The 23,834-nt window shown below is 72.8% G+C and carries 20 protein-coding genes; 10 read left to right on the top strand and 10 right to left on the bottom strand.

The window, feature by feature from the left end; all coding sequences use genetic code 11:
* The first annotated feature begins 304 nt into the window (after positions 1-304).
* Positions 305-1,609 (top strand): helix-turn-helix domain-containing protein, encoded by a 1,305-nt coding sequence (locus tag ECOMGDLI_RS18520; RefSeq protein WP_088318328.1) that lies wholly within the window; start codon positions 305-307, stop codon positions 1,607-1,609.
* 128 nt (positions 1,610-1,737) lie between these two features.
* Here ECOMGDLI_RS18520 and ECOMGDLI_RS18525 read toward each other — a convergent pair whose 3' ends face one another.
* From ECOMGDLI_RS18525 to ECOMGDLI_RS18555, 7 genes are all read right to left on the bottom strand, one after another.
* Complete coding sequence (locus tag ECOMGDLI_RS18525; RefSeq protein WP_088318329.1) at positions 1,738-3,195, bottom strand: amidase; 1,458 nt, start codon at positions 3,193-3,195, stop codon at positions 1,738-1,740.
* Positions 3,196-3,325: 130 nt separating this feature from the next.
* Entirely contained in the window at positions 3,326-4,162 is an 837-nt protein-coding gene (locus tag ECOMGDLI_RS18530) for an ABC transporter ATP-binding protein (protein WP_088318330.1), read from the bottom strand.
* Positions 4,159-5,904 carry a dipeptide/oligopeptide/nickel ABC transporter permease/ATP-binding protein gene (locus ECOMGDLI_RS18535; protein WP_088318331.1) on the bottom strand — a complete coding sequence of 582 codons (1,746 nt, stop codon included), beginning with the start codon at positions 5,902-5,904 and terminating at the stop codon, positions 4,159-4,161. The genes ECOMGDLI_RS18530 and ECOMGDLI_RS18535 overlap by 4 nt, the downstream gene beginning before the upstream one ends.
* Positions 5,894-6,928, bottom strand: a complete 1,035-nt coding sequence (locus ECOMGDLI_RS18540) for an ABC transporter permease (protein ID WP_088318332.1) — start codon at positions 6,926-6,928, stop codon at positions 5,894-5,896. Before ECOMGDLI_RS18540 ends, ECOMGDLI_RS18535 begins: the two co-directional genes overlap by 11 nt.
* Positions 6,925-8,355: an amidase gene (locus ECOMGDLI_RS18545; RefSeq protein ID WP_198954984.1), complete on the bottom strand. Its 1,431-nt coding sequence runs from the start codon at positions 8,353-8,355 to the stop codon at positions 6,925-6,927. The genes ECOMGDLI_RS18540 and ECOMGDLI_RS18545 overlap by 4 nt, the downstream gene beginning before the upstream one ends.
* On the bottom strand, positions 8,355-9,944 hold the full coding sequence (locus ECOMGDLI_RS18550) for an ABC transporter substrate-binding protein (protein ID WP_088318334.1): 1,590 nt from the start codon (positions 9,942-9,944) through the stop codon (positions 8,355-8,357). Before ECOMGDLI_RS18550 ends, ECOMGDLI_RS18545 begins: the two co-directional genes overlap by 1 nt.
* Before the next feature lie 112 nt (positions 9,945-10,056).
* Entirely contained in the window at positions 10,057-10,500 is a 444-nt protein-coding gene (locus ECOMGDLI_RS18555) for a DUF3237 domain-containing protein (RefSeq protein WP_088318335.1), read from the bottom strand.
* A gap of 99 nt (positions 10,501-10,599) precedes the next feature.
* Here ECOMGDLI_RS18555 and ECOMGDLI_RS18560 point away from each other — a divergent pair, with 99 nt between their 5' ends.
* A complete protein-coding gene (locus tag ECOMGDLI_RS18560; RefSeq protein WP_088318336.1) occupies positions 10,600-11,268 on the top strand; it encodes a TetR/AcrR family transcriptional regulator in 669 nt (222 codons plus the stop codon).
* 15 nt (positions 11,269-11,283) lie between these two features.
* Here the strand turns inward: ECOMGDLI_RS18560 and ECOMGDLI_RS18565 are convergent, their stop codons facing one another.
* Positions 11,284-11,958: a TetR/AcrR family transcriptional regulator gene (locus ECOMGDLI_RS18565; RefSeq protein WP_088318337.1), complete on the bottom strand. Its 675-nt coding sequence runs from the start codon at positions 11,956-11,958 to the stop codon at positions 11,284-11,286.
* Between the two features lie 190 nt (positions 11,959-12,148).
* On the opposite strand from ECOMGDLI_RS18565, the gene speB reads away from it, so the two are divergent.
* Genes speB through ECOMGDLI_RS18580 form a run of 3 tightly spaced genes read left to right on the top strand, consistent with a single transcriptional unit; the run spans position 12,149 to position 16,843 of the window.
* Positions 12,149-13,096, top strand: coding sequence for an agmatinase (gene speB / locus ECOMGDLI_RS18570; RefSeq protein WP_088318356.1), 948 nt, complete (start codon positions 12,149-12,151; stop codon positions 13,094-13,096).
* A 28-nt stretch (positions 13,097-13,124) separates the two neighbouring features.
* The gene (locus ECOMGDLI_RS18575; protein WP_088318338.1) at positions 13,125-13,943 is read left to right on the top strand and encodes an SDR family NAD(P)-dependent oxidoreductase; all 819 of its coding nucleotides are present in this window, start codon (positions 13,125-13,127) and stop codon (positions 13,941-13,943) included.
* The gene (locus ECOMGDLI_RS18580; protein WP_088318339.1) at positions 13,940-16,843 is read left to right on the top strand and encodes an aminotransferase class III-fold pyridoxal phosphate-dependent enzyme; all 2,904 of its coding nucleotides are present in this window, start codon (positions 13,940-13,942) and stop codon (positions 16,841-16,843) included. Before ECOMGDLI_RS18575 ends, ECOMGDLI_RS18580 begins: the two co-directional genes overlap by 4 nt.
* Here the strand turns inward: ECOMGDLI_RS18580 and ECOMGDLI_RS18585 are convergent.
* On the bottom strand, positions 16,788-17,396 hold the full coding sequence (locus tag ECOMGDLI_RS18585) for a TetR/AcrR family transcriptional regulator (protein ID WP_088318340.1): 609 nt from the start codon (positions 17,394-17,396) through the stop codon (positions 16,788-16,790). The genes ECOMGDLI_RS18580 and ECOMGDLI_RS18585 overlap by 56 nt on opposite strands.
* Positions 17,397-17,493: 97 nt before the next feature.
* Between ECOMGDLI_RS18585 and ECOMGDLI_RS18590 the strand changes: the two genes are divergently transcribed.
* Positions 17,494-18,963, top strand: a complete 1,470-nt coding sequence (locus tag ECOMGDLI_RS18590) for an APC family permease (RefSeq protein WP_198954985.1) — start codon at positions 17,494-17,496, stop codon at positions 18,961-18,963.
* Between the two features lie 48 nt (positions 18,964-19,011).
* Here ECOMGDLI_RS18590 and ECOMGDLI_RS18595 read toward each other — a convergent pair whose 3' ends face one another.
* A complete protein-coding gene (locus tag ECOMGDLI_RS18595; protein WP_143447777.1) occupies positions 19,012-20,037 on the bottom strand; it encodes a cytochrome P450 in 1,026 nt (341 codons plus the stop codon).
* 118 nt (positions 20,038-20,155) lie between these two features.
* Here ECOMGDLI_RS18595 and ECOMGDLI_RS18600 point away from each other — a divergent pair, with 118 nt between their 5' ends.
* The 4 genes from ECOMGDLI_RS18600 (at position 20,156) to ECOMGDLI_RS18615 (ending at position 23,777) form a co-directional block, all read left to right on the top strand.
* On the top strand, positions 20,156-20,932 hold the full coding sequence (locus ECOMGDLI_RS18600) for an IclR family transcriptional regulator (protein WP_088318342.1): 777 nt from the start codon (positions 20,156-20,158) through the stop codon (positions 20,930-20,932).
* Positions 20,933-21,053: 121 nt separating this feature from the next.
* Entirely contained in the window at positions 21,054-22,217 is a 1,164-nt protein-coding gene (locus tag ECOMGDLI_RS18605) for a cytochrome P450 (RefSeq protein ID WP_198954986.1), read from the top strand.
* A gap of 22 nt (positions 22,218-22,239) precedes the next feature.
* Positions 22,240-22,557, top strand: coding sequence for a 2Fe-2S iron-sulfur cluster-binding protein (locus ECOMGDLI_RS18610; protein ID WP_088318344.1), 318 nt, complete (start codon positions 22,240-22,242; stop codon positions 22,555-22,557).
* Positions 22,557-23,777, top strand: coding sequence for an NAD(P)/FAD-dependent oxidoreductase (locus ECOMGDLI_RS18615; RefSeq protein ID WP_088318345.1), 1,221 nt, complete (start codon positions 22,557-22,559; stop codon positions 23,775-23,777). Before ECOMGDLI_RS18610 ends, ECOMGDLI_RS18615 begins: the two co-directional genes overlap by 1 nt.
* The last annotated feature ends 57 nt before the right edge of the window (positions 23,778-23,834 follow it).

The raw sequence follows: 23,834 nt of genomic DNA on the forward strand, positions 1-23,834 counted from the left end.
ACCGAAACACCGTCAAGCATCAACCGACGACCAAACGTCCAGCATCAGCCGAAGGCATACAGGTCGGAAGGTGGGCCCCGTGGGGATCGAACCCACAACCCGCGGATTAAAAGTTCGGACATTGGTCGTCCGGCTCGTGACGGGCTGGACCAGTGGTGAGCGTTCCTGTTCTCCTGCAACGGATCCTGAATCCGTCTCGTGTCGGCTCGTCCGGCTCCTGCAACGTAGTGAGTGCAGTTCCGTTGGCACCACGTTGGCAGTCTCAGCCCTCTGACCACCCCCTCCGCGCTCGGTCGGTGACCCCGTGACCGCGACCCTCGACGACGTCCAGACCGCGGATTCCAGGATTGCTGCTCCGGCGTCGTCAGCGATAGAGGACGGGGCTCGCGAGTCGGCGGATTCGGCCGGCCGGTTCGTGCCGTCTGATGCCGTCCAGTCCGCCGGGTTGCTGCTTGTCGAGGAGCGGTTCTCGATCGTCCCGGAGTGGGTCCTGGACGCCGACGTCTCTGACGCCGCCGTGCGTCTGTATGCGGTGCTGCTGCGGTTCGGGCAGTCGTCGGGGCAGCGGATGCCGTCCCGCAGAACGCTGGCGGACCGGCTCCGGAAGAAGTCGGTCGACACGGTCGACCGGGCGCTGAAGGAACTCGTCGGGATCGGCGCGGTCGAGGTCACCCGCCGGTTCCGGGACGGGGTGAGCCTGACCAACCGGTACCTGGTCCGGACCACGCAGCCGGGGACGACGCCGCGACCGGGCCGGGGGTGGGGTAGCCGCAGGGATGCGGCCACCCCGGACGACCGGGGTCACACGACGGTCGTGCCGGTGTGCTCAGGGAGCGTCGTCGAGGGCGGCAAGGGTCGCAGGGGTGGCCGCAGATCTGCGGCCACCCCCGGCCGCACGAATGCGGCGGGGGTGGCCGCACGGATGCGGCCCGACCCAGAGTTCTTGACCCAGACAAACCCTCCTCCCGGACCCTCCTCCCCGCCGCGGACCGCGGATGCCGACGACTCTGGCGACCTGCTGGCCGGGACGGCGCGGCGCGCGGTGCGGGCTGTACGGCGCAGCCAGCTCTTGGCCGCCGTCGGGGTCGCGGACCTGGACGACGTGGCAGCCCGCTGCGTGATCCTGCGCCGCCAGCTCTGCCTCCCGGCCGGGTTGTGGACCGCAGACCGGCTGACGGACGTGCTGGCTGATGCCGTCCTCGATCACGGCCTGCCGCCAGCCGCGGCGATCCCGGCGCTGCTCGCGGTCGCCGCCGACCCGGCCACCCGCAGCCCAGCCAGGGTCCGCTGCCCAGGCCCGTGGTGGGACGCCACCACGACGCCCGGCGCGAGCGGACTCGAGGCGGTCGATCATCCCGGCGAACGTGCCGAGCTCGCCGAGCTCGAGGCGGTGCTGGCCGAGCTCGACGGACGACGAGTCGCCGTCCAACGGGAAGCCCGCGCCCAGCTCGCCGCCGAAGGCCTGCCGCTGACCCGACGGACCGTGGCCCGCCGAGCCGTGGACCTCGCCCTGGCGCAGCGGAGACAGGAGACAGCATGCCGGGAGCAGGTCCTGCGGGCGGTTGCCGCTGATGCAGTGTCGCTTGGGACCGCCCCGATGGATCGGTGAGGGTCGGCAGAACTGCCGTTCGGCGGCACCAAGCGCCCGGCTTCGGCCGCGGGTCGGCTGCCTTGGGCATCGCGGAGTTCGTCGAGCTCGTCCGCGTCGCCGGCCGCGATGCAAAGGCCTTCGGCCGTTCAGGACGTCGGGAACGGGTCGATCGGCGTGATGACGCCGGCGCGGTCCTCGATGGCCTGGGCGGCGTCGAGGATCCAGCTCTCGCGGAACCGGCCGCCGACGAGCTGGACCGACGTGGGCAGACCGTCGACGATGCCGGTGGGCACGGTGGCACCGGGCAGGCCGAGGCAGGGAACGAACGTCATCGGCCACTGGGCGTCCATGAGCGCCTTGGCAGCGTCGACCGGTCCGTGATCGGCACCATGCAGCGGCGCGAGCGCGGCCGACGCCGGGGTCAGCAGGAGCGGCGCGTCGAGGAACCGGGTCTCCAGCCGGGACAGCAGCTCGTTGCGTCGCGTGTAGCCGTGCATGAAGTCCTCGAGCGTCGGCGCCGGTCCCCACACCGGCTCGGCGATGGCGAAGCTGTTGAGGAGGGACTCGTGCAGCTGCTCGCCGCCGCGCGCGGCGAACTCGGCCGTCGCGGGGCGCAGCTCCTCGAAGAGGAGCAGCTGCCAGAGCCGGTGGGCCTCGGCGATCTCCGGGACGTCGTGCTCGACGATCTCGTAGCCGGCCTCCTTCAGCCAGCCCGCGGCCTTCTCGATCGCGTCGAGGGCGGCGGCGCAGGTCTGGACGCCGGGGACCTCGCGCACGACGGTGACCCGGGCGCCGGCACCGAGCGGCGGCTCGTCACGGTACGGGACGGGCAGGGAGGCAGGGTCACGCGGGTCGTAACGCGACATCGCCTCGAGGGCCACCCGCAGGTCGCTGACGTGGCGGGCGATCGGGCCTTCGACCGCCATGACCGTCTCGGCGAGCGAGGGCGCCAGGTTCACCGGGGACGGCGCCGCCCACTTGGGGACCCGTCCGACGGTGGGACGGATTCCGGTGACGCCGCACATCGCAGCGGGGTACCGGATCGAGCCGCCGATGTCGTTGGCATGGGCGACGGGGACCATCCCGGTCGCGACGGCGGCCGCTGCGCCGCCGCTGGAGCCGCCGGGGGTGCGGTCCTTCGTCCACGGGTTCAGGGTCCGCCCGAACAGGTCGTTCTCGGAGAACCAGCGCAGCCCGAAGGCCGGCAGGTTGCTGCGGCCGACGAAGACGGCGCCGTGCGCGCGCATCGCTGCGACGACGGACGCGTCCTGCGCCGCCACGTTGCCCGCCGCCGCGGCGATCCCGTTGGTGTTGCGGTGCCCGGCCTGGTCGGTGTTGTCCTTGACCACCGTCGGCACGCCGTGCAGCAGGCCGGTCCGCGACTGCGGCGACGCCGCGTCCAATGCACGGGCGCTGTCGAGCGCCTCGTCCGCGGAGACCTCGACGAGCGCGTTGACCGACGGGTTGACGACTGCGGCACGGTCGAGGTGGGCGGACACCACCTCCGTGACGCTGACTTCGCCCCGGCGGATCGCGTCGAGCAGAGCGGTCGCCGACCAGCGCCAGAGGTCGCTCGACGCCGTGGTGGCTGCGGGGGTGCTCATGAGATGTCTCCGTCGGGTCGGTGGGTCAGTCGGTCGGGTCGGCCGGTCCCGGTGGCACAGGGCAGCCGTTGACGGTCGCGGGATCGTGCCGGGACCGCCGTTGCGGGCAGAGCCTCTGGTGAAGCGCGGTTCAGCCGGCGCCGTCGAGGGTGAAGCCGGGTGCCCCGGGGTCGGCGGCGAGCAGTCGGCGGGTGTAGTCGGCGGACGGTCGGGCGAAGACGTCCTCGGTCGGGCCCTGCTCGACGACGCGGCCGTGCAGGAGCACCGTCACCTCGTCGCTGACCTCGCGCACGACGGCCAGGTCGTGGGAGATGAACAGCATCGTCAGGCCCAGTCGCGCGCGCAGGTCGGCGAGCAGGTCGAGGATCCCGGCCTGGGTCGTCAGGTCCAGCGCCGAGGTGATCTCGTCGGCGACGAGCAGGTCGGGGTCCGCGGCCAGGGCGCGCGCGACGGCGATCCGCTGGCGCTGGCCGCCGGAGAACTGGTGCGGGTAGCGGTCGGCGGCGTCCGGGTCGAGCCGGACCTGTTCGAGCAGGGTGCGGATCCGGCCCCGAGCCGGGGCGACCCTGGCGCGTCGCGGGTCGAGCGCCTCGGCGATCGTCTCGGCGACGGTGCGCCGCGGGTCGAGGGACGACCACGGGTCCTGCGGCACGAGCTGGACCCGGGGCAGCCCGTCGGGCCGGCGGCCGCGCAACCCGCGGTGGGGCAAGGGGATCCCGCCGAGCCGGATCTGCCCCGACGCGGGCCGGTGGACGCCGACCAAGGCCTTGGCGAGTGTCGACTTGCCCGAGCCGGACTCCCCGACCAGCCCGTGCGCCGCACCGCGCGCGACGGTGAGGTCGACGTGGTCCAGGACGGTCCGGGCCGAGCGGCCGTGGCCGAGGACGACGACGAGGTCCTCGACGTGGACCAGCGGCGGGGCGGCCGCGTCGGTGGTCGCCGTCCCGGCGGACGTCGGAGCGGTCATGGCGTCGCCTCCTCGTGTCGGGCGCCTGGGCGGGCGGCGAGCAGCGCCGCGGTCCACGGGTGGTCCGCCGCCCCGGCGCGCAGCGCGGCGCCGGTCGTCCGGTCGACGACCCGCCCGTCGCGCAGCACCAGCACGGTGTCGCAGAGCGCCCCGACGACGCCGATGTCGTGGGAGATGAACAGCACGGCGGTGCCGTGCTCGCGCTGCAGCCGGCGCAGTTGCCGCAGCACCTCGGCCTGGACGGTGACGTCGAGCGCCGTCGTCGGCTCGTCGGCCACGAGCAGGGCCGGCTCGGTGCTGAGGGCGGCGGCGATGGAGGCCCGCTGCAGCATCCCGCCGGACAGCTCGTGCGGGTGCTGGCGCAGCCGGCGTCGAGGCTCGGTCACCTTGATCTCGGTCAGGGCGGCCACGACGGCGTCCCGGGACGCGGTCCGCGAGCGGCGCAGGTGCACCCGCAGCACCTCGGTGAGCTGGGAGCCCAGGCGCAGCGCGGGGTTGAACGTGGCGGACGGGTCCTGGAAGACGATGCCGATCTCGGTCGCGAGGCGCCGGGCGGGCGGCCGCCCGAGCAGGTCCATGTCGCGCAGCCGGAGCTCGCGCGCGTCGGCGACCAGGCCGTCGGCCAGCAGCCCGGCCACCGCCATCGCGATCGTCGACTTGCCGGACCCCGACTCGCCGACGAGGCCGACGACCTCGCCGGGCCGCACCCGGAAGGACACGTCGTCCACGAGGCGCCGGCCGGCCGCCTCGACGACGAGGCCGTCGACGACGAGCACGGCGTCGTCGGACCCGGCACCCGCGCCGTCCGCGCCGTCCGCCACGTCCGTGACCGCGGCAGCCGCCCGGCGCGTCGACCGCGTGCCGGCCGGGGCGCCGTGCGCCTGCCGCGGGTCGACCAGACGCGCGAGGCCGTCCCCGGCGAGCATCGCGCCGGCCCCGGCGAGGACGAGCATGAGCGACGGCGCCAGGACGAGCCACGGCGAGGTGTAGATCGACGGCAGCGCCTCGTTGAGCAGACGGCCCCAGTCGTATTGCGGGCTCTGCACGCCGAGGCCGACGAACGACAGCCCGCTGATCTCCAGCAGGGACAGCGCGAACGACGACGTCAGCAGGACCAGCAGCGGGCCCGAGACGTTCGGCAGCACGTGCCGGGCGAGGACGCGCGGCCCGGGGACACCGAGCAGGTGCGCGGTCGTGACGAAGTCGCGGGTGGCGACGCCCTGGGTGAGGTTGTAGGTGAGCCGGGCGAAGCCGGGGACCCCGGCCAGGCCGATGGCGACGACCGCGGAGCCGGCGCCCGCGCCGAGGACGGCGGCGATGACGAGCGCGAGGACCAGCGAGGGGAACGCCACGGCGGCGTCCACCACGCGCAGCAGCACCTGCCGGACGCGCGGCGGGGCCAGTAGCGCTCCGGCGCCGACGGCGACGCCGGCGACGAAGGACAGCGCGGTGGCGCCCGCCGCCATGAGGAGCGTCAGCCGGGTCGCGACGAGCGCGCGGGCGAGGGCGTCCCGGCCGAAGGGGTCGGTGCCGAGCCAGTGCGCGCCACCGGGGCGCAGGTTGGCATCGCCGGTCAGCGTCCCGGCCGGGCCGGACAGCAGGACAGGGGCGAGGACGCCGACGACGACGAGCGTGAGCAGCACGGTGCCGCCGGCGAGCAGGGACGGCGACCGCCGCCAGGCCTTCCGGGCCGACGGCCCGCGCAGCGCGGCCTCGGCGAGCAGGGCGGTGTCAACCGCCATGGTGGCCTCCGGTGAGGGTGCGCGGGTCGACGATGCCGAGCACGACGTCGACGAGGAGGTTGACGACCAGGGCGAGCGTGCCGACGCACAGGATGATCCCCTGGATGACCGGGTAGTCCTTGCTGACGATCGCCTGGACGATCCCGGTGCCGAGCCCGGGGTAGCTGAAGACGTTCTCGATGACGACGGTTCCGCCGAGCAGCGAGGTGAGGACGAGACCGGTCAGCGTGAGCACGCTGGTGAGCAGGTTGGGCAGCGCGTGCCGCAGGTAGAGCCGGCCCGCCGGCAGACGTCGCCCGCGCGCGGTGCGCAGGAACTCCTGCTCCAGCACGGACGACGTCTCGGCGCGCACGACCCGGGCGACCGCGCACGCGGGGCCGACGGCCAGGGCCAGGATCGGCAGGACGAGCGAGGCCTGGGTCTGCGCGCCCCCTGGCGGGAACAGCTTCAGCCCGATGGCGAAGACGACGACGAGCAGGGTGCCCATGACGTACGGCGGCACGGCCGCGACGGTGCCGGCGAGCGCGCCGAACGCGACGTCGAGCCGGCGGCGGCGCCCGCCGCGGGTCAGGACGCCGACGGCCATCCCGAGCGGGATCGCCAGCACCAGGACCAGGGCGATGGCGGGGACGGCGAGCTGCACCGTGTACGGCAGCCGCGCCGTCACGACGTCCGACACCGGCACCCGGTAGCGGAAGGAGGTGCCGAGGTCGCCGCGGGCCAGACCCGCGACGTACTCGGCGAATCGTTGCGGCAGCGGGCGGTCCAGGCCGAGGTCGGCGCGGATCGTGGCGACCGCTTGCGGTGACGCCGTGCTGCCGGCGATGGCCCGCGCAGGGTCGCCCGGGATGAGCGGCACGATCAGGAAGGTCACGGTGACGAGGAGGGCGAGGGCGAGGGCGAGCCCGCCGGCCCGGCGGACCGCGAACCGCACCCACGGCAGGTCGAGCACCGACCTGCCGCGGGCCCGCGCGTGGCCGCCGGCGGTCGGGGCGGGCGCCTCGCCCGCCGTCGTGGCCGTCATCGCCCGGCCGGGACGAGGAGGTCCTCGTCCGCGGGGTGGGCGCCGACGAGCGGGAGCGCGGGCTCCAGCTGGGAGGCGAGGCGGATGAGCAGCGCGTCGGCGAAGGGGCCGCCGACGAGCTGGGCGCCCACCGGGACGCCGTCGGCGGTGCGGTGCGCCGGGAGGGTGATCGCCGGCAGGCCGCTGACGTTGCAGAACGCGGTGAACGAGACCATGCGCAGCTCGGTGAGGCGCGGCCCCTCGGGCTCGGCGTTGGCCTCCCCGCGGACCAGCCCGATCGGCGGGGCGACGACCGCCGTCGTCGGGGTGAGCAGGACGTCGAAGTCGCGTCCCCACTGGGCGACGACGTGCCGGGTCTCGAGCTGGAGGCGGGCCGCGACCGCCGCGTACTGGCCGGCGTGCACCGTCTCGGCGACGCGGCGGCGGCGGCCGATGTAGCCGTCCACCTTCGCCGGGTCGTCCAGCGGCAGCGCCCACGTCGAGGCGCTGATGACGACGCCGGCGAACGCCTGGAAGGTCTCGGCGTCGAACAGGTAGGGCTGCACGGGGACGACGTCGTGCCCGGCGTCCTCCAGCAGCCGCGCCACGGTGAGCGCGGCCTCGCGGCACGCGTCGTCGACCGGCATCCCGGTCGGGGCGTCGAGGAGCAGACCGACGCGCAGCCGACCCGGGTCGGCGCCGACCTCGTCGCTGAAGGGCCGCTCCGGCGCCGGCGCGCTGTACCAGCTGAGCGGGTCGAAGCCGCTCATCACGTCCAGCAGCAGGGCGGTGTCGGCGACCGTGCGGGTGATCGCGCCCTCGGTCGTGGAGTGCTCCCAGCCGCGCACCAGCGCCCGGACCCGTCCGCGGCTCGGCTTGAGGCCCACCAGGCCGGTCACCGAGGCGGGTACCCGGATCGAGCCGCCGCCGTCGGAGGCGTGCGCCGCCGGGGCGAACCCGGCGGCGACGGCGGCCGACGCACCGCCGCTCGACCCGCCCGACGTGAGGTCGAGCCGCCACGGGTTGCGGGTCACCCCGTGCCGCAGGTTCTCCGAGACGGTGAGCGCCCCGAACTCCGGGGAGTTGCTGCGGCCCAACGGGATCGCGCCCGCGTCGAGCAGCGCGGCGACGTCCGGGTCGCTCTCCGTCGCGATCCGCTCCTCGACCGCGAGCGAGGACATCGTGTTGGGCTGGCCGGCGCAGGTGTGCAGGTCCTTGATCGGGATCGGGACGCCGTGCAGCGGGCCGAGCGGGCGGCCGTGGACGACGTCGTCCGCTGCCCGGGCGGCCGCGGACCGCACCGCCTGCTCGTCGAGCCAGACGATGGCGTTCACGGCGCCGTCGAGCCGGGCGATCCGGTCCAGGTACAGGTCGGCGACCTCGACCGGGCTGACCTGCCGGCTGCGGACGAGCTCCGCGACGGTGGTCAGGGGTGCGTGCGGGTCCATCACGAGGACGCCCCGGTGATGCGGAAGGTCGGGTCGTCGAGGGCGCCGCCGAGCATCGAGACGTCGAAGCCGGGGCGGACGGCGTAGATGAAGGCGTCGTTGACCAGCGGGACCGTGTCGGCGGCCTTGACGAGTGCCTGGTGCGCGGCGCGCAGGCCGGAGCAGCGGCCCTGCTCGTCGGTGGCCGCCAGGCCCTGGGCGAACGCGGCGTCGGCGGCCGCGTTCTTCACCGCACCGAGGTTGCCGCCGCCGGCCTCGACGGCCGGGCCGCTGAAGAAGGGCAGCGGGCTGGCGAGGGAGCCGATGAAGTTGAGGTCGGCGAAGACCTGGACGTCCCAGGCGTCCGGCGCGCCGAACGCCTTGGAGACCCAGGTTCCGACGTCCGTGTTCTCCAGCTGGACGGTGGCGCCGGCCGAGCGGAGCACCTCCTGCAGGTAGACGTTCCCGGCGCCGTTGGTGCCGATGATCTGCGGGCCGAGCAGGCGGAACGTCTTGCCGGCCAGCACCTTCTTCGCCGCGGCAAGGTCGGTCGGGATGACGAAGGAGCTGTCGGAGTCCCAGCACGGCGTGTTCTTCGTGGCCAGGTAGCTGAGGACCTCGCCGGTGCCCTTGGAGGTGACCTTCTCGAAGGCGGCGTGGTCGATCGCCTGCGCGACGGCCTTGCGGACGGCCGGGTCGGCGAAGGGGCTGCCGGGGCGCTCGTTGAAGACGAGGTAGTAGTCGGAGAACGGGAAGACCTTGCTCTTGGCGGACCCGTCGCCCTCCACCCGGGGGATGGACTCGGCGTTGATCTGTGCGATGTCCAGCTGTCCGTTCTTGACCAGGTTCGTCGCCGCCGTCGGGTCGAGCGAGACGACGAGCTGCACCGTCTTGGGCACCGCGCCGGCGGGCTCCTGGCTTCGCTTGGGCCAGGCCGTGTAGTCGGTGCGCAGCTCGAACGTGTAGGACGCGCCGGACTGCTGGGCGGTCAGCGTGTACGGGCCGGACCCGGCGCCCTTGACCGTCCCGGCCTCCAGGGCCTCGGGGTCGGCCAGGCCGGCGGGGCAGACGATCCCGGCGGTGGCGATGGTCAGCCCGCCGACGAGGTCCCACGGCCGCTCGACGGTCACGGTGACGGTGTTCGCGGCGTCGTCCGCCGTGACCTTCGGAGCGTTGCCGGGGCCGAACACGGAGACCGCGCTGGAGGCGGTGGTCTTCGGGTCGGCCAGGTGCTCCAGGGAGGCCTTGACGATCGTCGGGGTGATCTTGGTGCCGTCGGTGCAGGTGGCGTCCGTACGCAGGGTGAACGTCGCGCTGGTCGGCGTGGAGGTCCAGGTCGTCGCCAGGCCGCCGACGATGCCGCCGGTGTCCTTGCGCACCAGGGTGTCGAAGGCCATCCGGGCCAGCAAGAAGTCCGGCAGCGACGCACCCTTGGCGGGGTCGAAGCCGGCGGGTACGACGATCGTCGTCCGGACGGTCGTCGTCGAGGCGGCGCCCGCACCGCTCGACGTCGCCGTCGGGGCGGACCCGGTCGTCGCACACCCGGCGACGAGCACGACGGAGGCGAGGGCGACCGTGGAGGAGAGGACACGGGAACTGCCGTGGCGCATGGGGACTCCTGCGACTCGTGCCGATGTGGACGGCGTGACGGTGGTGAGCGGACGGGAGGTGCGGGAGACGGACGTGCCGAGGCGTGCGGGGAGACAGAAGGGAGAGCGGCGGTCAGGCGAGGACTTCGAAGACGTCGATCGAGACCTCGTCGGCACCGGCGCGGGCCCGGCCGACGAAGACCGTGCTCGTGAGGTGCTGCAGTCGGGGCGACGCCGTGCGGAAGACCGGGGTGGACTGGAAGTAGCGCATCGCCGTCCAGTCGCCGGTCTCGCCCGGGAGATGGCGCAGGTAGCCGACGTTGTGCACGTCGACGAGCTCCCCGGCGTCCGTGCGGAGCAGGTAGCGGGCCTCGACGCGGAAGACGCCGTCCGCCCGGGTCAGGCACCAGTCACCGCCCCCGGGCAGCACCGCAGCCGTGATGTCACCGGTGACGCGGCCGCCGGTGATCGGGATGAACTCGAGCGTCCCTTCACCGCGGTGCTCGAGGACCTCGGGTTCTGCGACCTCGGCCACGATCGTGAACGCGTGGCGCAGGTCCGGGGGCGTTGGCCTCATAGCGGAGGACTATGAGGCTAGTGAAAGACGTAGTCAATAGCGTTAACTAACTTGGAACGAGCGACCCCGGCTATCGTCGGGGCAGGAAGAGGAGGTGCGATGACCGCGTCTTCGGTCTCGCGGCGCCGGCTCGCCAGGGGAACCCTGTCGAGGCAGGGCATCGTCGAGGCGGCCCTGCGCCTGCTCGACGAGGAAGGGCCGGACGCCCTGACCTTCAACCGGCTCGGGTCGGCGCTCGACGCTTCCACGACCGCCGTCTACCGCCACTTCGCCGCCCGTGACGAGATCGTCGTCGCGATCGCCGAGGAGCTCGACCGGCTCAGCCTCGACGGCTACGAGCCGGCGGGCGACTGGCGCGACTCCCTGCGCGACCTCGCCTGGCGGGCCTGGCGCACCGCGAGCGAGCACCCGGCCGCGGCGTCGGTCGCCATGCACCGGACGACGCGCGGCATGCACGAGCTCCGTGCGGTGGATGCGGTCCTCGAGGCCGTCCACCAGGCGGGCCTGCGCGGGGAGGACGCCGCGATGGGCTACGCCGTCTACTCCCACCTCGTGCTGTCGGTGTGCACCCAGCACGCGACGCGTCTGGTGTCCGTGGCCGCTGAGGGTGAGGAGGGTTGGGTGCAGGTGTACCACCCGACCGATCCGGCCGCGTACCCGTACGCGCAGCAGGCCGCCGCCCACCTGCTGGCGATCGACCACGCCGAGGTCTTCCGCCGGCAGGTAGAGCTCGTCATCAGCGACCTTGAGGCCCGCGCGAGGCGGTGACCGGGTGGGTGCGGGCTACTCCGGTTCCCCGGGGTTCGCCGCGGACGCGACCGTCCCCACCAGGGTGTCGCTCGCCTTCTGGATGCGGGGCAGGTGCCGACGGTCGGCGAGCAGGGCTCGAACGACGAAGTCCGCGATCCGCAGGGCTGTGGGCGCCGGGTTCGCCGCCGGCTCGGGGCCGCGCTCGCTGACCGCCTGCAAGGTCAGGCCGGTGATCGCCCCGCGGACGAACGCGGGGTCCTCGTCGAGGAACTCCCCGGAGTCGATTCCCAGGCCGACGAGGCGGGCGGTCAGGGTGTGGAGCTCCTCGCGGAGCCGGGACTGCTCGTCCAGCTCAAGGAGGTCGAGGACCTCGTCGTTGTAGAAGCCGCGCACGTCGTACGGCAGCGACAGGATGGCCGAGACGTCGGCCACGAGCAGGGCGTGGAGCCGGGCCGCAGGTGTCGCCTCGAGGTCGAGCGCGGTGCGCACGCGGCTCAGGGCGGGGCGCAGGTCGGCGTCCAGGAGTGCCGCGAGGATCGCGTGCTTGCTCGGGAAGTGGCTGTACAGCGTGGGTTGCCTGATGCCGACCGCCGCCGCGATGTCGCGTGTCGACGTCCCGTGGAACCCGCGCACCGCGAACAGCCTCGATGCCTCGACGAGGATCCTGGCCCGCGCGGCTCCGTCGGGGCCGCGTCCTCTGCCCGTCATCGCGCAGGCCTGAGGGGGTGGTGGGCCGGCAGGGTGGTCCGTCGAGACGAAGGCATCAGAGGTCTTCCATTTTTCCTATCAGTTGATAGCCTCTCGGCTCGTCAGATACTCGCAGCAGCGACGTCGCAGTGAGGAACCCATTGTGTCGCAGGACATCGCCGCCGGGGACGCCGCCTCCCTCCTCAGGCCCGTGCGAGCGCATCCCGCCTCGCCTGTCGACGCCACCGTAGTCCCGAGGTTCGCCGGCGACGGGACCTTCGCCCGGCTCGAGCGGTGGGAGCACCTGCCGGACGCCGACACGCTCGTGTGGGGCATCCCGTTCGACAGCGGGGTGAGCTACCGGCCCGGAGCCCGGTTCGGGCCGCAGCACGTCCGCCAGTCGTCCCGACTGCTGCGCCCCTACAACCCGGCGCTCGACGTCTCGCCGTTCGGTCGCCGCACCGTCGCCGACGCCGGCGACCTGGGCGTCAACCCGTTCGACCTCTCGGAAGCCATCGCGACGATCGAGTCGACGGCGACACAGCTCGTCGGCACCCGCCGCACCCTGGTCACTATCGGCGGGGACCACACCATCGCACTGCCCCTGCTGCGGGTCCAGCAACACCTCCACGGGCCGGTCGCGGTCCTGCACTTCGACGCCCACCTCGACACCTGGGACACCTATTTCGGTGCGCCCTACACCCACGGCACCCCGTTCCGGCGCGCCTCCGAGGAAGGGCTCCTCGACCTGGAGCACTCGGTGCACGTCGGCATCCGCGGCCCGCTGTACTCCAAGCTCGACCTCGACGAGAGCGAGGCACTCGGCTTCACGACGGTGCACGCGCGGGACTTCATCCGGCACCCGATCGACGACCTGGTCAACCGGGTCCGGGCAAGGCTCGGCGACCGCCCCGTCTACGTCTCCCTCGACATCGACGTCCTCGACCCGGCGCACGCCCCCGGCACCGGCACGCCCGAGGCCGGCGGCCTCACGAGCCGCGAGCTGCTCGAGGTGCTGCGCGGGCTCGACGGGCTCAACGTCGTCGGCGTCGACGTCGTCGAGGTGGCGCCCCCCTACGACCATGCCGAGCTGACCGGCATCGCCGCCGCCCACGCGATCTACGAGCTGCTCAGCGTCCTGCCGACGCCGAGCGCCTGAACGACCCTGCGACGAACGAGGACACGAGATGGACACCCAGGGCCAGACCCGCACGCCACCGGCCGGCGGCCGCGTCGCCGTCATCACCGGGGCCGGCAGCCCGACCGGGATCGGCGCCGCATGCGCACGTGCCCTGGCGCCCACCCACCGGCTCGTCGTCGCCGCCACGAGCTCGCGGATCGACGACCGCGTCCGCGAGCTGCGCGACCTCGGCGCGGACGCGGTCGGCTTCGTCGGCGACCTCAGCATCCCGGCGACGGCCGACGCGCTCGTGGCCGAGGCGCTCGAGCGGTGGGGGCGCATCGACGCCCTGGTGAACAGTGCAGGCATGGTCGCGACGACGGGTGAGGAGGAGCAGTCCCCTGCCGAGCGGACGACCGACGAGCAGTGGCGGAACCTGTTGGCCCGCAACCTCGACACCAATTTCTTCGTCACCCGGGCGGCCCTGGCGCCCATGGTCGCGCAGGGGTACGGCCGGATCGTGAGCATCGGCTCGCTCTCCGGCGCCGTCATGGCCTACCGAGGGGACGCCGGGTACCACGCGGCGAAGGCCGCGATCGTGGGACTCACGCGGTCGATCGCCGTCGACCACGCCCGGCACGGGATCACCTGCAACGTCGTGGCGCCCGGCTGGATCGCCACCGGCTCCTCCTCCGAGCACGAGCGGGCCCTCGGCGAGGCGACGCCGGCGGGGCGTCCCGGGATGCCCGAGGAGGTCGCCTCCCTCGTCGCCTACCTCGCCTCACCGGACGCGTCGTACATCACGGGGCAGGTCCTCGTCGTCGACGGCGGCAACTCGATCGACGAGGAGCCTTTCCTCCGCGACCTCGGCGAGTCGGCGCGATGAGCGCGGACGAGCGCGGGGCCGTGGTCCGGCCGCGGGAGGTCGAAGACGTCGAGCTGACGCTGGCGGCCGGCTGGGGCGTGGCCGGACGCGTGCGCCCGCTCGGCAGCCTCCAGGACGCCGTCTACCGGGTCCTGGGCGAGGACGGGACGCCGATCGGGGCCGCCCGGGTGTCCACGGGGGCCGTCGACGAGACGGCCCTGCACGCCGAAGGCAGGATCCTGGACCACCTGGCGGCAGCCCTCCCCGAGCTCGACCTTCCCACCCTGCAGCGGGGAGCCGACGGCAACCTCCTGCAGTGGCGGGACGGCACCTCGACCCGGTTGATGCGCTGGGTGCGCGGGGAGCGGCTCGCAGCCTGGTCGCGGCTGCCGGACCAGGCTGCCCGGGAGCTCGGCTCCGTCGCGGGCCGGGTGTCCCGGGCGCTGCAGGGCCTCGACGAGGCAGCTCTGCACCGGGACGTCGAGTGGGACCCCCGGCATGCCGTCGCCGTCACCGAGGAGTACCTGGACCGGTGCCCGCCGGCCCTGCGCGGTGACGTCGAGCGGGCCCTCGTGCGGGTGCGCGACCACCTCCCGGCCCCAGACTCGACCCTGTTGGACCAGCAGGTGGTCCACCTCGACCTGACCGACCTCAACGTGCTCGGCGCGTTCGGCCGGCAGGGCACGTTCCTCGCGACGGGACTCGTCGACTTCGAGGACATGACCTGGACGTGGGCCCTGTGCGAGCTCGCCGTCACCGCCCACGCGGCGATCGACCGGCGACCCGAGGACCCGCTCGGTGCCCTCAGACAGGTGCTGGACGGATACCTCGAGCACAAGCCCCTGACCGAGACCGAGGCCGACCTGCTCTGGGACGTCGTCCTGGCGCGTGCCCTGATCTGCGCCCTCGTCGAGGGCGTCGAAGCCGCCGCCGACCCGACGAACGCCTACGCGGCACGACTGGCGGCCCTCGACGCCGTCGCGTTACGCGCCGTCCTGGACGTCCATCCGACCCTCGCGGCGGCGTCGATCCGCGCCAGGTGCGGCCACGGCACCACCCACCTCGAGCCCGTCGTCCCCGACTTCGTCCCTGCGGCGCACCTGCTGCGCCGCTGCGGAATCGGCGGGTACCAGACGATGGCCGCGCTCACCGACCACGAGCGCGACGCCGCCGTCCCGGACGCCATGCACCTCGGCACGGTCGTGCACGTCGACGGCCCCGCCGACGTCCTCACGCCGATGGCCGGCGCCATCCACCAGGTCCGGGGCGCGTCTGTCACGCTGCGCCTCGACGTCCCGGGCGCTGTCCCCGCCTACCTACGGGTCGAAGGTCTCGAGCCGGACGTCGCACCCGGTGCACACGTCGCTCTCGGCGTGCGCCTGGGTGGTCTACCGGCCGGAGCAAGAAGCCTTCACGTGCAGCTCATGAGCGACCCGGCGCTGCCGGGTCGGGGCGCGGTCCGAGACGCCGACCTGTGGCGACGGCTCTGCCCGGACCCCCGCAGGCTCCTCCCGGAGACGGCACAGGGACTGGAGACCGTCGCGGACGGCGCCACCGCCCGAAGGCGCCGCAGCCGTCACGTGGCCGGGGTGCAGAAGACGTACTTCCGGTCCCCGCCCCTCATCGTGTCCGGGCGCGGCCAGTGGATGTACGACAGCACCGGACGTCGCTACCTCGACATGGTGAACAACGTCGCCATCGCGGGGCACAGCCACCCCCGGATCACCGCCGCGGCGGCTGCGCAGCTGGACCGGCTGGCGACCAACTCGCGGTTCCTCTACGACGCGATCGCGGACTACGCCGACAAGATCGCCGCGACCTTGCCGCCCGAGCTGGACACCATCCTGTTCGTGAACTCCGGCAGCGAAGCGGTCGAGGTCGCCCTTCAGATGGCGCGCGCGCACACCGGCCGCCATGACGTCGTCGTCGTCGACGGCACGTACCACGGGTGGACGACCGAGCTCATGGAGCTGGGCACCATCGAGGCGGACCGGCCCGGGTGGCGCGACCGTCTGGCGCCCTGGGTCCACGTCGCCGATGCGCCGGACCCGCACCGCGGCGCTCACGGCGACGACGCGACCGCTTACGTGAGGTCCGTCGAGGACAGGTGCCTGGACGCCGTGCCCCACGGCGGCGTGGCGGCCTTCGTCACTGAACCCGTCCTGGGGAACCGCGGCGGCGTCGTCCCGCCCGCGGGCTACCTCGAGGACGCCTTCGCCACGGTCCGCCGCCACGGCGGGCTCTGCATCGCCGACGAGGTGCAGGTCGGGTTCGGCCGGACCGGTGCCAGCTTCTGGTCGTTCCAGAACCTCGGTGCCGTGCCGGACATCGTCGCCAGCGCCAAGGCGGCCGGCAACGGCCACCCGCTCGGCTTCGTCGCCTGCCGCCGTGAGATCGCCGACTCCTTCGCCGCCCGCTCGCCGTTCTTCTCCACCGCCGGCGGCAACCCGGTCTCCTGCCGAATCGGTGAGGCGGTCCTCGACGTCATCGCCGAGGAAGGCCTCCGCGAGAACGCCGTGCTCGTCGGTGACCGGATCGCCGCCGGTCTCGCAGACCTCGCGGCGCGGCACCCGGTCATCGGGGCGACGTACGGCCTCGGCCTCTACCAGGGCATCGACCTCGTCGAGGCAGCCGCCGGTGACAAGACCCCGCTTCGGCCCGACGCCGTGGCCGACATCTGCGAGCGGCTCCTCGAGCTCGGTGTCATCGTCCAGCCGACCGGCCTGCTGGGCAACGTCCTCAAGGTCAAGCCGCCGCTGTGCATCGGTCTCGCCGACGCCGACCGCTACCTGTCGAGCCTGGACCGGGCCCTGACCGAGCACGAGGAGCTCACCGCCCTGGCGGCCGCCGCAGGTGCGGGATCGGTTAGGGGATCTCTTGCAGGACAGGGCATCCCAGGCCGGCCGCAGTCGACCGCATGACCTGCAGCGCGGCATCGTGGGTGATGATGCGGTCGGCCACGATCTGCAGGGTGAACCCGTCCTCCATCGCCACCAGTGCGAGCGTCAGGTCGTCCAGCGACAGCGTGGGCCGGAACACGCCCTGCTCGACCCCCGCCGCGAGGATCGCCCGGTAGGTGGCCTGCTGGTGCCGGTCCAGCTGCTGCACGAGCTCCTCGTGCAGGCTCGACGTTCCGGCGAGGACGTCGAGCTCGAGCAGCAGGCGCATGAGCGCGTCGTCCGGACCGCTCGGGAGCCCGACCGTGAAGGCGATGTCGAGCTGCCGCCGGGGATCGTCCTGCGTCGCCACCGCAGCGTCCCGGTCTGCGCAGAACCGTTGCAGGCCAGCGGCATGCGCCTCCACGAGCAGCGCGTCGAGGTCCTCGTAGTAGTACAGGACCGCGCCACGGGTCAGCCCGGCCTGCTGGGCCACGTCGGTCAGAGACAGGCGGCGCAGGCCGTGCTCCCGGCCGGCGGCATACGTCGCCTCGATCAGCGCCTCTCGACGACTGCTCTGGTTCCGCGGCCGCGCCATGGGGTTGACAGTAACCCACGCCGGTGTGAGTCTCTCCCCATTCTTTGACGCAAGAGTCAAGGAATGGCCAGGGATGGCCGGGCAGGCAGGAGCAGCCGTGCAGACACCCCCCAAGCCCCCCGTCGACAGCGACATCGCCGACGAGCCGCGCCTGCAGGAGGTCGCCTTCGAGCAGAAGCTCGAGCGCTCTCTCGGGGTCGGGGGGAACGTCCTGCTGACCCTGTCGGGCATCTCGCCCGCGGCCAGCGTCTTCATCCTCGGTGGCGCAGCCCTCGCCGGCTACGGGACCGGCGCGTTCTGGGGGTTCGCGATCGGCGGCGTCGTCAGCGTCCTCATCGCCCTGTGCTACGCCGAGCTGTCGGCCTGCTTCCCCCTCGCCGGCGGTGACTACACGCTCGTCAGCCGGAGCCTGGGATCAGCGGCCGGGGTCGCCGTGTTCTTCGTCGGGCTCATCACCCTGCCGATGAGCCAGGCGATCTTCGCGCTCGGCGTCGCCGACTACCTGCGCGGGACGTTCGACGGCGTCAGCCCGCTCGCGGCCGGTCTCGTCGTCACGGTGATCTCCACCGCGGTGGCCTGCTTGCGGATGCGCACGAACGCCTGGGTCACCGGCGCGTTCCTCGTCGTCGAGCTGGCCGCGCTCAGCCTGCTCACCGGGCTGGGCTTCACGCACGTCAGCCACCCCGTGACCGACCTGGCGCGGCTGCAGGTGACCGACGGCGCCGGCGGGCTCACGACGCTGGGCGTCGCCGGCCTGGTCGTCGCCGTGACGCAGGGCATCCTGTCCCAGTCCGGGTACAACGGTTCGGTCTACTTCGCCGAGGAGACCCACGAACCCCGTCGCGCCGTCGCGAAGGCGGTCATGCTGAGCGCGGTCATCACCGTCACCTTGGAGACGGTCCCGCTGGCCGCCGTGCTCCTCGGCAGCGCCTCGTGGTCGGACCTGCTCGGCTCGGACCTGCCCGTCCAGGCCTTCCTGGAGCAGCGCGCCGGGCACGCCCTGGCCACGTTCGTCCTGCTGTCCATGGCCCTGGCGATCCTCAACGCCAACATCGCCTTCGCTCTGTGGTCCGGCCGCCTGCTCTTCGCCGCCGCCAGGGACCGGGCCATGCCTGCCGCCCTCGCCGGCCCCCTGTCCCGGGTCTCGACCCGCGCCCACATGCCCGTCGTCGCCACCGTCGTCATGGGAGTGCTGTCCGGCCTGTGCTGCCTGCTGCCCCTGACCGTCGTCGTCAACGCCACCGGCTCGACGCTCGCGGTGAGCTTCGGGTTCATCGCCGTCAGCGCCCTCGTGGCCCGCCGTCGACGCGGCACGGCCGACGCCGGCGAGTTCCGGATGCCGGGCTGGCCGTTCGCGCCCGCCGTTGCACTGGTCGCCATCGGGACCATCATCGTCCTCGCGCTCGGCGACCGCGGCCAGTGGGTGAGCCTGTCCATCGCGGCCGGCATCGTGGCCACCGGGTTCGCCTACTACTACGGCTACCTGCGCCGGCGCGCCGACGCCATCAGGTTGCTGCTCGACACGACCGGGGCCGATCCCGGTCCGATGGTCGAACCCGGCCGGTGAACTCAGAGCCTCCTTGAATGCCGCGCGGGACAGGCGTGGACCCGTCCATCAGGACCAGGACACAGGCAGGCTCTCTGGACCACGGAACTCCCAGCCACGGAAGTCGACGGACTCGCCGTCGCGGACCCTGAGCGTGGGCAGGGCATCGAAGAGCATCGGTACGGCGATCTCGCCGACGCTTGTCTTGGCCGCCCATCGGCCCGCGCACAGGTGCGCGCCGAGCCCGAAGGCGACGTGCGAGCGATGCGCCCTCCGGACCTGGAAGGCGTCGGGTTCCTCGAAGACCTGCGGGTCTCGGCTGGCTGCCGCGAGCAGCAGCCACACCTCAGCACCGGCAGGCAGTGACGATCCGAACCACTCGACGTCCTGGGTGACGACGCGCGGCAGCACGCCGATCGGGCTGATCCAGCGCACCGCTTCTTCGAAGGCCTGCGCCCACGTGGTCGCGCCGTTCGTCAGGGCCGCCAGCTCGTCGGGGTGGCTCAGCAGTGCCCACGTGAGGGTGCCCAGGACGTGCCGGGGTTCGTTGAGGCCGCCGGAGATGGTGAGCTTGACGTTGGCCCGGACGCTGGACTCCGCCATGCCCGAGGCGACCAGGTGCGACGTGATGGACGCGCCGGGCGCGCGACGCACGCGAGGGATGAGGTCGTCGAGGACGGCGTCGACCTCGGCCTGTGCCCGGCGACAGCGGTCGAGAAGCTCCCCGGAGGTGACGCCCGCCGTCAGGCCGTCGATGAACGCGGTCGACCAGCGCACCAGGTCGTCGTCCGGGACGTCGTCCGGGAAGCCCAGCAGGTCGCGGAGGTTCGCAGCTGCCAACGGGGCGGCGAAGTCCCGGCTCAGGTCCGCTTCGTCGGGGCCGACCGCGATGAGGCGCGCCAGCTGGCGGCGGGCGTTGTCGCTGAACCGCGCGGACCAAACCTCGGTCATGGCCTTGGGGCGCAGCGTGGCGTTGATCGGGGCTCGTTCCGCCTGGTGCTCGGGATCGTCCTTGGTGAGCATCGGTCGCGAGCCCAGCACGGGATCGAGCCAGTCGGCGGCCGCGGGCAGCCCCGCAGCAGGATCCAGTGTCATGGGCACCATCCGGAGCTGATCGGAGCGTCGGCGGGGACGATGCCGGACAGCATCCACCCGCTGTCCCCTGCACCGGCCGCTCCTCCCTATCATCGGAAGCAGGGCGGAAGGAGGCGAGGTGGCGAAGGCCTCCGGTGGCGTCTCGGCCCTGGCGCGAGCCGTCCGCATCCTCGACGCGTTCCATGAGGGCGTCCGCGACCTGACGGCGACGCAGGTCGCCGAACGGGCGGGGATGCCGCTGTCCACGGTCCACCGGCTGCTCGGCGACCTGGTGGACCTCGGCCTGCTGGAGCGCCAGGGCGACCGCGGCTACCGGATCGGGCTGCGCCTGTGGGAGCTCGCGGTCCGGACGCCAGGAGCGCTCGGCATCCGCGAGATCGCCAGGCCGTTCCTGCTGCAGGCCCATGCGGCCATCGGGCAGAGCGTGCAGCTGGGGATCCTGCAGGGGACCGACGTGCTGTACCTCGAACGGCTCTCGGCGCCAAGCTCCGTCGTGAACTTCGTCGTCATCGGCGGCCGGTTGCCGTGGTATGCGACGTCGAGCGGACTCGTCCTGGCCGCCTACGAGGAGAGCGAGACACGGGCGGCCCTGCTTGCGTCGAGCCGTCCGGTGCATGCGTTCGAGCCTGCGCTGTCGTCCGCGCAGCTCCAGAAGGTGCTGTTAGACATCCGCCGGCGCGGACACATGACGACGCCCGGGTACATCCACCCTGACGCCACCTCGGTCGCGGTCCCGATCAAGGGCGTGCTCGGCGGAACCGTCGCCGCGATCTCCGCCATCGTCCCCACCGCGTCGCCCCGGGAGGCGCGCGTCCTCGAAGTGCTGCTCCCGACCTCCGCGGCGATCACTCGTGCGCTGCGACGGACCTACGGCGGGCGGTACGCGCCAGCCTGAGCAGCACTCGCCGGATCCCTTTCAAAGGGAGTTCGGGAAACACCTAGGTCGGCGCCGCCTACGGTGACCGCACCTGTTCTGGTGTGAGGTGGCCGTGGTTACAGCTCCGAGTACGGGCTCGTTGCCCGTCGCTGACTGGGTCGATCCGCGGCTGCTGCGGAGCGACCCCTACCCGATCTACGCGCGACTGCGCCAGGAGGCGCCCGTCGCCGCCGTCCCCGCGATCAACAAGGTGCTGCTCACGTCGTTCGCCGGCTGCGTCTACGCCGAGCAGCATCCGGAGGTCTTCTCCTCGGTGGTCGAGGGCGCGAACCTGAACCGGGCCCTCGGCGGAGTGTCCTTGATCCGCAAGAACGATCCCGAGCACGCGACGGAGCGTGCGGCCGTGAACCCGACGTTGCGGCCGAGCCAGGTCACCCAGGTGTGGAGCGACCGCTTCCGACGGAACACCGAGCAGGCCCTCGACGTCCTGGCAGCCGCCGGCGACCGGGCCGACCTCAACCGGGACTTCGCCCGCCCGCTCGCCGCCAAGAACCTCATGGACCTCGTGGGCATCCGTGACGTGCCGGTCGAGACGTTCGCTCGCTGGTCGGCGGACTTCATCGCCGGCGCAGGCAACGTCCTGGACGACGCGGAGATCTGGGCGCGGTGCACCAGCTCGCGCGTCGAGGCGGAGTCCGCCGTGGACACCTCGCTGGCATATCTGCAACGCCACCCGGACGAGTCGATGATCTCGCTGTTCGTGGCCGCGGGCATGCCGGTCGAGAGCATCCGGGCGAACATCCTCCTCACGATCTCCGGTGGGGTGAACGAGCCCCAGCACATGATCACGGCGATGGTGTACCTGCTGTCGCAGCATCCCGAGCGGCGGCCGGCGTCGCTGGACGCCGGTGCGTGGCGCAGGGTGTTCGACGAAGCCGTGCGTCTCTACACCCCGATCGCGATGGTCACGCGGCAGACGGTCCGCGACGTCGTGCTCGAGGGCGCGGCGATCCCGGCCGGATCGCAGATCGGGATCATGCTCGCATCGGCCAACCGGGACCCGGCGGTCTACGACGCCCCGGACGACTTCGAGCCCGACCGCACCGAGCGGCGACACCTCGGCTTCGGCGCCGGCACCCACTTGTGCGCGGGCAAATGGGTCGCCGAGGCGTCCGTCGCAGGCATCGGCGTACCGATGCTCTACGAGCGCTTCCCTGCGATCCGGCCGGACCCGATCGGGGACGTGCACTGGGAGGGCTTCGCCTTCCGCGGGATCACTCGCTTCCCGGCGAGGTTGGCATGAACGACAGAAGGGGTTCTCTGCCATGGTGAAGGTCACGCTGGTGCAGGCCGACGGCAGCAGCGCCGTCGTCTCGGTCGAGCCGGGCCAGAGCTTGATGCGTGCGGCGGTGCTCGCCGGCGTCCCGGGCATCGTCGCCGAGTGCGGCGGTCAGGCCATGTGCGCCACCTGCCACGTGTACGTGCGGGAGGACCATCTCGACGCGCTCCCCGTGATGGGCGACGAGGAGGAGGAGATGCTGGAGGTCGTGGCTTCCGAGCGGCGCCCGGGCTCCCGCCTGTCCTGCCAGCTCGTCGGACTCGCCGACGACGTCGTCGGCGACGTCCCGCCCTCCCAGATCTGATGCGCGTCGTCGTCGTCGGTGCGGGTCACGCGGGTGTGGAGTTCGCGGACGCTCTGCGACGCAACGGGTTCGACGGGGAGCTGACGCTGCTGGACGAGCAGGCCGACCAGCCCTACCAACGGCCCCCGCTGTCCAAGGACCAGCTCCGGGACCCGGCCCAGCAGCCGCTGCCCATCCGTGGCGAGGCCTTCTACGACGCGGCGCGGATCGAGCTGGTGCGCGGCGCCGTCGTCTCGACGATCGACCGTGCGGCCCGTGAAGTCTCCATGGGGGACGGCCGGCGGCTCCGCTACGACACCCTCGTCCTCGCCACGGGATCGCAATCCCCGACACCTCCGTGGCAGGTGACCGGGCCGATCCGAAGGCTCCGCACCCTCGACGACACCCGCTGGCTGGCACCCGTCCTGCGCGAGAGATGCCGGATCATCGTGATCGGAGCCGGCTACGTCGGTCTCGAGGTCGCGGCGGCGGCCGGCGAGCTGGGGTGTGAGGTCCTGGTCGCGACACGCGGCCGGCGACTGATGAGCCGTGCCGTCAGCGCGCCGATGAGCAGCGCGGTGCTGCTGCGGCACCAGGCCAAAGGGGTGGCGTTCCGCTTCGATGCGGTGGTCGCACGCGTCGACCAGCCGCGCCCCGGGTACGCCGCTGTGACGCTCGCCGACGGGTCGGAACTGCGTGCCGACGTCGTGCTCGAGGCGACCGGTGTGGGACCCAGGACACGGCTCGCGCGCGAGGCCGGGCTGGAGGTGAGCGACGGAGTCCTCGTCGACTCCTCCCTGCGTACCAGCGATCCGGCCATCTTCGCCATCGGCGACTGCGCCCGCATGCGCTACGGGCAGGCACATCTTCGCTTGGAGTCACTGCCCAACGCGACAGACCAGGCGCACCATCTCGCGAACGTCCTGACGGGCGCGGCGCACGCCTTTTCGCCGGCCCCCTGGTTCTGGTCTTCGCAAGGCAAGATCCGTCTTCAGATCGCCGGCCTCTCCGCCGAGGATGACGCCAGCTTCATCGTCGGCGACGAGTCGGACGGCGCCTTCTCCGTTCTCCGGGTGCGAGACGGCCGCGTCTCCTGCGTCGAGTCGCTCAACGACATCAAGACCCACTCCATCGCGCGGCGCATGCTGTCACAGAACGAGTTGCCCGTCATCGACGCCGCGGTCGACTCAGGTCTGGTGAGGTCGACGCCGCGCCCGGTACTGGCCCCTCCGGTCTTGTAGCCGCTGCGATTCGATCGCCGACGCGGCTCGACGTCAACATGCCTGCCGCCCCGTTCT

It is taken from the genome of Kineosporia sp. R_H_3 (genome assembly GCF_002198675.1).
Classification (GTDB): domain Bacteria; phylum Actinomycetota; class Actinomycetes; order Actinomycetales; family Kineosporiaceae; genus R-H-3.